Genomic DNA, 9,611 nt, shown 5'->3' with positions numbered 1-9,611 from the left:
ATGCGGGGCCCCAGAGCCCCCCCGCACCCCCCACCCAGTAAGCAGCCATTTGCAGTGGTAAAATGCTAAATTTTTTGCACGGATTCAGAAGTATGTTATATAATAAACACGTTCAGTTCTCTTGAAAAATTTATCGGGGGAGCTGAAATTTTTTACTAATACTTTTACCAATACAAAAATGTTAAAATTTTTCTGCACTCATAATCTTTCACAAATAAAAATTTTTCGTGATCATATAAATTTTTTCTCGCGCGCTCATAAATAAATTATTGCGCAGATAGTTATAAATTTTTTGCTCGTTATAAAATATTATTATTATTCATTCATAACATAACAGGAGGAAAAATTTTTAATGCCGGAAAACTTTATTATTTCACCAGAAACTCCAGACGGACAACGAGCCGCAATTAATACAGACAAAAAAATTATTACCGTCGGAGCAGGCGCAGGCACGGGAAAAACTTGGGTTCTTTCCGGCCGTTATGTGAGATTAATCGTCAATGATGATATTCTTTTGCCGCGCGATATTCTGACTCTCACGTTCACTGAAGCAGCTGCAGACGAAATGAAATCACGCATTGCAGAAAAATTAAACACTTTCGCGAAAAATATATCTAATCCCGAACGAAAACGCGAAATTATTGACGGGTTCGCTGAGTCTTGGATTTCTACTATTCATTCATTCGCAGCAAGATTAATACGCGAGTCAGGGCTTTCACTCGACATAGACCCGGGCGCGTCAGTAATAAGCCTTCATCAAGAACAAGATTTCTGGGACAGCATTAGAAACGCGTTGGAATTTGCGAATCTAAGACAGCTCTCACGGGCTTACGGCGATAAAACTTTACAGAAAATTTGCGACTCACTTGACCATGATAATTTATTAAGTTCTGCCGTCAACAAATGGAAATCTGAAACGTTAAGCAATCTCGCAAGAGACTCAGCCGAATTACAAGCCTCACTCGGTTATTCATGGGAAAATCTGCTTGAATGGTCAGAAAATAATTTTTTGCAGGACAACGCAAAATCTATCGTGAAAAATATTTTATTGCATGAATGGCGCGAAACTTGGCAGACTTTCGCAGACTCAAATTTACCCGAATCAAAAAGTAGTACCGGTCAACTATTTAATAATTTGCTCGAATGGCAGAAAAATAATTCTCCCGACGATGAGTCAGCACTTCAACATTTCTATAGAGCGTTATTCAACATTAAATCAAGCAGTGGCGAACCCTTCAAAACTCTGAAAACTTATCTGGGAATGACTCTGACTCAATGGCGCGACTCAAGATCGAAATTACTCGTAAGATTAACAAATAATTTCAGCAGCGATTTCACAGACGACGAGAAAAATTTACGCCGGACATTAATGCAATTTTGCGCGGTCTCGTGGGGAATGTGGGACAGAATGAAGAAGCAGCGCGGTTTATTGTCGTTCTCAGATATGATTCTTCACGCTAAACGGGCAATCACTGAAGGCGGCATTACACGCAAATTTATTCATGTTCTAGTCGACGAGTTCCAAGACACAGACCCTTTGCAATTTCAGATGATAGAGTCTTTAGCGCAGGATTATTCGAATTTATTTGCAGTTGGAGATCCTAAGCAGTCAATTTATAAATTCCGCCACGCTGAGCCTTCACTATTTGCAGATACAATAAAGAAAGCTGATTCACGAATTGACTTGAATGTAAGTTTTCGCACACGTTCATCATTAATCGATAAGATAAATAAATTATTCGCTAAAATTTGGGAACACGGACTCGGAAGCTCGGACTCAATGTCAGGACTCAAATATGAGAATCTATCAGCCGCAAACACTGACAAATTACGCGATTCAGGAACAATGCCCGACTTCAAAATTTTTCTCGCTCCTCATGGCCGTAAATCTCAAGACGCGCAAAAAATTCTAGCTGACAACCTCGCAAAAAATATAGCCTTCTGGGTTCAGGAAAAATTCACGATATGGGACAAGTCCGAAAAAATTATCAGACCCGTAAAATTTTCTGATTTCGCAATTCTTTCACGTTCACGCAAAATTTATGACACACTCGAAGAATCGCTAAATAAATTCAATATCCCGTCAATACAAGACAGAAGCACAGATTTTTTCACGCGCGGAGAAATCAACGACGTTATTTGCACATTGAGAGCAGCAGCAGACTTCAACGACGATTTTAGCGTAATGGGCTGGCTTATGTCGCCTTTTTCACGTGTGAGTCAGGACAAGGCAATAAAAATTTTCTCGCAAATAAATAAAGACTTACGGCCGATTGACGCAATTAAAAAGTTTCTGCCCGAAATTTATTCACGACTCGAATATCTTTCACTCGTCGGCGAGCATGAAGGCCCGGCAGGCTTACTTGAAATTTTTGACGTTAATAGAGACTGGCTGTCATGCTATAAGGACTCTGACAGATTAAGAATCTTGCGCAACTTCCACAGAGCTATAAAGATTGCTCGCGATTTCCAACAGTCGGGGACATCAGGTTTAATCGCGTGTTCAGAATGGATGCTAAAAGCTGTTAAACGCAAATCAGGAGGCATTGACGAACCTTCATGGCACGACAAAAACGAAAACGCCGTAAAGCTCGCTACTGTTCATTCTGCAAAGGGGCTCGAATATCCCGTAACAGTAATTTTTGAGGCGCGCACAGGAAAACGAACCGAACACCGAACAATCAGAGAGTCAAAAAATTTAGGAGTTGTATTTAATTCTTACCCCGACGAAATAAACACAGGCGATATTAAACCTCAGGGCGCAGAATGGGATTTATTATTATCTGAGCAGGGCGACGCAGAAGAAGACACGCGGTTATTTTATGTTGCAGCAACACGCGCGCAGGACAGTTTAATTTTTTGCGGACTAGTGAAGGAAGACGGCTCACCCGATAATAACACTTGGACAAAAATTTTGCTCGATAATGAGAATGCCATAACGCCCGAATATGTCAGCGAGATAAAAAATTTTGACTCGGCCGTCAAGAACAATGACTCACAAAAAATTTTAACGCCTTTAACACTGGTCAAGACAGAAAATTATTTACGTCAAATTTCGGCGAGTTCCTTTGCTTTGTTCGAGTTCTGCCCGTTCGCATGGAGGAGAAAATATAAGCAGGGTGTTAATTTAACGTGGGAAGATCCTGACAAAGATTTATTGCTTGATGATTCTTATTTTGCCGGAGGTGCTGACGTCGGGAGCCTTGCACACTGGCTATTATCGCGCTGGCCGAGAAGTGAAAATTACAGCGTTGAACTCGATTATTTGTTGTCTGACAGAAGCGTTTTATCTCATTTGCCGGGGTATTTGCGGGGGGCTTGGCGTAAGGAAGAAAACCGCGAGAATCTCAAAAAATGGCTGTCAGCTTTTGCCGAGAGTCAAGCAGGTCATAAATTAATCACTAATCCCGAAATTAAACGCGAGGAAAATTTTAGAATCAGACTCAATAACGATACAGCTTTAGCAGGTTCAATTGACGCATATTACAAAGACGAGAATAATTTATATCACGTAATCGACTACAAAATAACGCTGTCTCACAAAGCACCGCCGGGCCTCTATGAGTCGCAGTTAGATTTTTACGCACTTGCAGTAAATGAGCTCACACACTGCGATAAGGTCAAGACAAATATTATTTTTCTGCGCGAAAATGATTTTGCCGAGAGAATCATTACAGATTTTGACTCAATCCGCGAACGTGTATTAATTGCTGCGAAAAATTGCGCGTCCTTGTCGTATAATGCTAATATAAATAATTGCAGATTATGCCCGTTCAAGAAAGGTTGTGCTAAATGTCATGAACGAACAAGCTAAAAATTTGCATAATGAACTACACAAAGAATTTTATCTCACCTGTGAGAAATATTTTATATTTGAGTTTCTCACAATTGCAGCCGGTATGATGGGACTTTACACATATAATTTGCGCGGGGGAGTTTTCTCGAACGCTCAGACGGGAAATATCGTAAAAATGGCTGCTGCTTTCGGGGGCTTGAATTTCGCTGAAGGGTTTTATTATTTTATTCCGTTCTGCGCATATATTCTCGGTACTGTAATATCTGAAATTTTGCCGGAAAAAGTCAGGAAGACTCATTTTATCAGGTGGGATACACTTTTAGTCGGCATAGAAATTTTCACGCTGTTACTAATCGGGTTTATTCCGTTCACTTGGCCGGATCAAATTGTGCAGGTTCTAATAAATTTTTTGTGCGCCATGCAGTTTAACACGTTCAGACAGGCAGAAGGTGTCCCAATGGCAACAACTTTTTTGACGAATCATGTAAGGCAGATAGGAATCAGTATCGCACGCGTAATAAATCATCACGAGGAAGAAAAGAAACAGGCCAAGAAAGCAATTAAGCACGCAAGATTGATAATAGCGTTTTTTGTCGGCGGCGTTGTCGTTACGTTCATGAGCAGTTTTCTGCACGAAAAAACTATTTGGCTTGCAATTATTCCGTTAAGTGTGTGCTTTTGTGTTATGCTAAGAGCTGATTTAATTTATGAACGCGCAATGTTGGATTTGAAACCTCACGGGCACTAAAATTTTTTATTATTATGTGAAAGGATGATGAGTCTAATGTCGCTATTACACCAGATTGACGCAATTTTTCATGTTATCGTTCAGTATGGAGTGCTTTTAATGGAATGTGTCGGAGTAATTATCCTGCTCGTTACTGCCGTAAAAAGTATTTGGGGTTGTCTCTGCCGTGATGAACACGTTAGACTCACTCTTGCAAAGGGTATCGCCTTATCACTTGAATTTAAGCTCGGCGGTGAAGTTCTGCGCACTGTTATTGTTCGTGAATGGAGCGAACTTGCTATACTCGGCGCAATTATAATTTTACGCGGTGCATTAACATTTTTGATTCACTGGGAAATCAAGACGGAAGAAGCAAAGAAACAGGAAAATTTTACTACCCCTCAAATTCTAGTGTAAATCTCATTCCGTCATGGCCGCAAATTGTATCAGGAAAAATTTTTTGTGCGTTCGGCAAATATTTATCAGGATCCCGAATCACCTGCGAAAAATGAGTCAAGCACAATTTTTTTACTCCTGCATTCTTGGCAATCCCTGCGGCCTGTGAAAAATTCATATGTCCGTATTCTTTCGCTTGTTCGCCCTGTGAGTCCTCACCGTAAGTTGACTCGCAAATTAATAAATCTGCATTCTTTGACTCGTTAATCAATGACTCGCACTCGCATGTATCGCCGCTGAACACAAATTTTAATCCCTTTCTTTGCGGCAGCATTACTTGTGAAGGTGTTATTATTCGTTCGTCGTCTAATATTACAGACTCGCCCTTCTGCAAAAATTTCCAGTAACTAACCGGAATATTTAAATCTCTCGCGCTGTCAGGCAAAAATTTCCCCGGACGACTCAACGTGAAGCAATAACCTTGACTCGGAACTCGGTGCACTGTCGGAAACGCTTTTAATTTCGCGTAAATCTGCCAGCCGTCTATTAAATCGCAAAGTCTTTCGGGCAGAGAATCAACTAACACTACATCAAACGAAATAAAATCCGTCAAAGTCAATATCGGCGCAAGAGCGTTATTTAATCCTTCAGGCCCCGTTATAAAAATTTTTTCCGTGCGTCCCATACAACTCATTGTCTGCAATAATCCCGGAATGCCTAAAATGTGATCCCCATGATAATGAGTCAATGCTATTATATCCGTCTTCATGAGGCTTACTCCGCATTTTCTCGCTGCCGTCTGAGTTCCCTCTCCGCAGTCAAACAAAATCGAATGTCCTTCACAAAATAAAAACGCAGACGTTAAAGCGCGTTCAGGCAACGGCAATAATGCAGATGTCCCCAAAAGTGTAATATCTATCATAAATTTTTCGCCTCACATTCACGCAAAAATTTTAGTGTTCTCGTCAATTGCTCGTCCTTGTTCACTCCCATAAGCCTTAAATCATGAGCAAATTTTAACGCCTCTCCCATTAAAGCGCCCGGTTTGACCCCGTTTATAATTAAATCTCGTCCCATTAAATATGGCTCTCTCATTCGTGAATTATACAACGCAAAAAAATTTTCTCTCTCACAGCGTCTATCACCGTAAATTATCCCAGAAAGCAGTAATAAATCACTCCCGCAAATTGAGTCATCAAAAATTTTCATGTAATCACGCTCACTGACCGCAAAATTTATTCTCTTGAGCAAATCTAACATGTTCAGAACGTATTTAATTAATTTCTCCTCACTTGTTAAACGCGTTAAAAACTTTTCCGGCAAGTCTAAATCAACACACAATGAAGCTATCATAAAATATAATTTCTCCTGCGCCGAGTCTCTTACTTCAGCAACAGAATCTATCAGCTCAAAATTTTTTATTCCGGGAAAATAATAATCTGCTTGACTCATTTCCTGTAACGCCTCGAAAAACTTAGACGGCCTCACAGCTTTTAATAACGTAATTGACAGCTCATTTATCACGCGCTCATTAGGGAGAGACTCAATATTTACCAGTGAAGCAAAATTTTTTGTCTCCGAGTCAATGTCGAAATTCAAGCACGCAGCAAAACGAGCAGCACGCAAGACTCTTAACGGGTCAGCAGTAAAAGTTTTCGAGCTCACATGCTTTATCGTTCGAGACTCTATGTCGCCGATTCCTCCGAAAAAATCAAGTATTTCACCCGTCAAGACGTCCTGCATTAAAGCATTCATCGTGAAATCACGCCTTAACGCAGCTTTGTATGCGCCTCCGTCAATGTCAACCGGCAAAGCTATATCTAAATCATAATGACGCAGTTTCATAATTTCAAAACTTGCGCCCATCGTCAGAAGCTCGCCCAGTGAGTCAAGAATCTCTGCAAGCGTCCCGGCCTCTATTCCGTGAACCTCAATATCAATATCTTTGTTTGCGAGATTCATAATTCTATCACGCACATAACCTCCGACGAAAAAAACTCTCCCGCCGGCCTCGTTGACTTTTTCTGCGATTTTGTGAGCCATTAATAAATTTTTACGACACATTTATTTTCATTAAATCAGCTTCCCCGCAAATTTGTATATCACCTGAGTCAAATTTTACTTTATAGCAGCCGTTATTGAAATCTGTTATGACACCATGTCCGTTTTTCTTGTGATTGACAGTTGAGTTAAGCTCATAAATTTGGTTATAAAAAATTTCCTCGTCAACCTGTTTATCAAAAAGTCCGAGTTTATGCTCGTTTTCATGCTGGTTTAATCCCGTGTAAGTCAAGCTCTTGTCCTCGTAGCACTTGAAATTATAAATCGCCTCGTCCATTAATTGCGAGTTAAAGACTCCCAGACTGCACAATAAATCAAAATCGCTGACGTTCAAGCCCGTTACTTTATGAAAGAGTTTAGAGTCTAACTGCGTGATAACATCCTTTAATGACTCTTCGCGCAAGTCAGTCAAGTACATAAAAATTGGTATCCGAGTATTAAACTTTATTAATTTATCGCGAATCATTTTGCGTTTCTCTCTAATTTCTTTCTCTTCCTGAGTTAATTCGCGTTTATTTGCCGGATTATCGCTATTTTTTGTGCGCTTGACGTGTTCAGACTGGTTGATTATCGCTGCGATTTCCTTATTTAGATTTCTGAACGCTTCGATATTTTCAAGTGCCCTCATTGCGTCTGGATTGTTGAATAAACGCTTTAAAGTCTCATCATCAACGTTTACAAGTAATGGAGACTGCCAACGCCGTGCTAATAACGTCGCCGATGTCCCAGAAATATAAATATCTAACACATCTTGTGCGTTAATTGGATTCATGCTCGATCCGTCATAAGCCAGAACAGGCAAAAATTTTATAAACTCGCTGACTTTTTTTTCCGGGCTGCCCTCGTCTATGTTCAATCTGCATGAATAATCCGCTACTTGCTTTAATGCCCTGTTCAACGCAAAATCAAATATATAACACTCACGCTTAATTATGTGAGTCTTGTCTGAGCCGTCCTCATCGTAAACAGTAAATGGCGACTGCACCCTAAACGCCGTCTGAAAATATGTCTCAGGACTCTGCAAATTCCGCAGCATAAAAACTCCTGACCACGCCGGCACAGTTACTCCAGTCGTTAATTTTCCGCATGAAAGAGTTATAGATTTAGTCTCGTAGGGATTGCCCATCTTTGAACGCGTAAAATCTAAAGCCTCAAGCCCTACTCCCGCTTTTGTTCCCGCACAAAGTATCACTCTGTAATCCCTGAAAAAATTATCCCGCGTCAATAAATTATACATCGCATAACACGACGCTACATCAGGCAGAAACCATAAAGTGTGATTCAAATTCTGCAAAAGCCTCACATCTGAAAACGGCATAGGAGGAAATTTATTTTTTCCCGCCATTAAGTAAGAACCGCGAATCAGATTCAGCCACTTTTGAACGCTGTCCGCATTGACAAATTCTGAGTCTTCAAGCCGCTTTGCACCGTCTTTGACAGCAAAAAATTTATTGAGGTCGAACTCGTTAAACTCTCCTTCAGCAGCAATTTTATTTATCTCGTCGGGAATCTTGTATGCCATCATAACAACGCGGGGCAATGACTCATAAGGGTTATTTTTTCCGTGCCACGACTCTTTTGCGCGCTGCTCGTCGGAATATGTCCAGCTGTAAATTTGTTCTTCTATGAACTCGCCGGAATTAAGCGCCCTAAACGGAGTACCAGATAAATATAAATAATGTCCGGCCTTTATCGGCAAAAATGACTCGTCATAAGATTCGTCAATGTCCTCTTGATTATAAAGCGCGTCAAAGTCTTGCTCGTCGTCATCATTAAATAATTTCTTCGCGTTGTCCCTCCATGCACCGTAATGGTATTCATCAAATATTATTATGTCCCAGTCTGACTCGTGTATAAATTGATTCTTGGCCTTGATTCCTCCGTTCTTATTTTTTCCGAGCAAATCTTGAAACGAGCCAAAAACTACAACCGGACGGGACTTATCAGCACATGAAAAATTTTCGTCAAACGTCAAGCCCTTATCTTGTGAGCTGTGATTCGAGATAAACTGCCAGCCTTCAAAATTTATGTGAGTCAATAAATCTTCACTCCACGCAGACTCGACAACCGGTTTGAACGTCAGCACTAAAATTTTCGTGAAGCCCATTGACCTGCAAAGCTCATAAACCGCGAAAGTTTTGCCAAATCTCATTTTAGCGTTCCATAAAAATTTTGGCCGTCTTCTGTTATTCTTTGTGTGCAGGAAATAATTTTTTGTTTTGTCAATTGCTGCCTGCTGTTCGGGTCTGAGCTTGAAATCTTTTGTGCGCCCTTCGATATTGTATGTCATGCTGCGAACGGCGATAAGAGCGGCTTTCACGTCATCGAGCGAGCATTTGAACCACTCATTTTTGCGGGAAAACTTTTTTGCTAGTACCCTGTGAATGTCTTTATCGGTGAAGGTGCTGCCGTCGGGTCTGATTGCTGGCTCGGTTAATAAAATTTTATAGTGTGCTCCGACTGTCTGAGTCTGTTCTTTGATTCTGATATCAGCGTCTCGGATGGTGTAGCCGATTTTGATATAACCGTTATTTTCTGTTACACCTGGTGTGATGTAGGCGTAAATTTTCGGGTCAGAGTGTTCATTGCGGGGAAAAAATTTTTGTCTCATAGCTGCACCTGCATGGGCTT

At 40.7% G+C, this 9,611-nt stretch carries 6 protein-coding genes; 3 read left to right on the top strand and 3 right to left on the bottom strand.

The window, feature by feature from the left end; all coding sequences use genetic code 11:
• The first annotated feature begins 352 nt into the window (after positions 1 to 352).
• Genes IJT21_00430 through IJT21_00420 form a run of 3 tightly spaced genes read left to right on the top strand, consistent with a single transcriptional unit; the run spans position 353 to position 4,940 of the window.
• Entirely contained in the window at positions 353 to 3,814 is a 3,462-nt protein-coding gene (locus tag IJT21_00430; protein ID MBQ7576712.1) for a UvrD-helicase domain-containing protein, read from the top strand.
• Complete coding sequence (locus IJT21_00425) at positions 3,798 to 4,544, top strand: DUF1275 domain-containing protein (GenBank protein MBQ7576711.1); 747 nt, start codon at positions 3,798 to 3,800, stop codon at positions 4,542 to 4,544. Before IJT21_00430 ends, IJT21_00425 begins: the two co-directional genes overlap by 17 nt.
• A gap of 36 nt (positions 4,545 to 4,580) precedes the next feature.
• Entirely contained in the window at positions 4,581 to 4,940 is a 360-nt protein-coding gene (locus IJT21_00420) for a DUF1622 domain-containing protein (protein ID MBQ7576710.1), read from the top strand.
• On the opposite strand, the gene IJT21_00415 is transcribed toward IJT21_00420, so the two are convergent.
• The 3 genes from IJT21_00415 to IJT21_00405 all read right to left on the bottom strand — a co-directional run.
• Complete coding sequence (locus IJT21_00415) at positions 4,918 to 5,841, bottom strand: ribonuclease Z (protein MBQ7576709.1); 924 nt, start codon at positions 5,839 to 5,841, stop codon at positions 4,918 to 4,920. The genes IJT21_00420 and IJT21_00415 overlap by 23 nt on opposite strands.
• On the bottom strand, positions 5,838 to 6,983 hold the full coding sequence (locus tag IJT21_00410; GenBank protein MBQ7576708.1) for a CCA tRNA nucleotidyltransferase: 1,146 nt from the start codon (positions 6,981 to 6,983) through the stop codon (positions 5,838 to 5,840). Before IJT21_00410 ends, IJT21_00415 begins: the two co-directional genes overlap by 4 nt.
• Positions 6,973 to 9,611, bottom strand: a 2,639-nt coding sequence (locus tag IJT21_00405) for a GIY-YIG nuclease family protein (protein MBQ7576707.1), incomplete at its 5' end; no start/stop codon positions are given. The genes IJT21_00410 and IJT21_00405, both read right to left, overlap by 11 nt.

The organism is Synergistaceae bacterium (assembly GCA_017443945.1).
GTDB lineage: Bacteria > Synergistota > Synergistia > Synergistales > Aminobacteriaceae > JAFUXM01.
The sequence above is the reverse complement of the archived record's forward strand: the minus strand, read 5'-3'. Positions and strand labels throughout refer to the sequence as shown.

What these genes read in the sequence shown, in the direction of transcription:
- IJT21_00430 (MBQ7576712.1), top strand. Translation starts at nt 353, where the DNA reads ATGCCGGAAAACTTTATTATTTCACCAGAAACTCCAGACGGACAACGA.
- IJT21_00425 (MBQ7576711.1), top strand. Translation starts at nt 3,798, where the DNA reads ATGAACGAACAAGCTAAAAATTTGCATAATGAACTACACAAAGAATTT.
- IJT21_00420 (MBQ7576710.1), top strand. Translation starts at nt 4,581, where the DNA reads ATGTCGCTATTACACCAGATTGACGCAATTTTTCATGTTATCGTTCAG.
- IJT21_00415 (MBQ7576709.1), bottom strand. Translation starts at nt 5,841, where the DNA reads ATGATAGATATTACACTTTTGGGGACATCTGCATTATTGCCGTTGCCT.
- IJT21_00410 (MBQ7576708.1), bottom strand. Translation starts at nt 6,983, where the DNA reads ATGTGTCGTAAAAATTTATTAATGGCTCACAAAATCGCAGAAAAAGTC.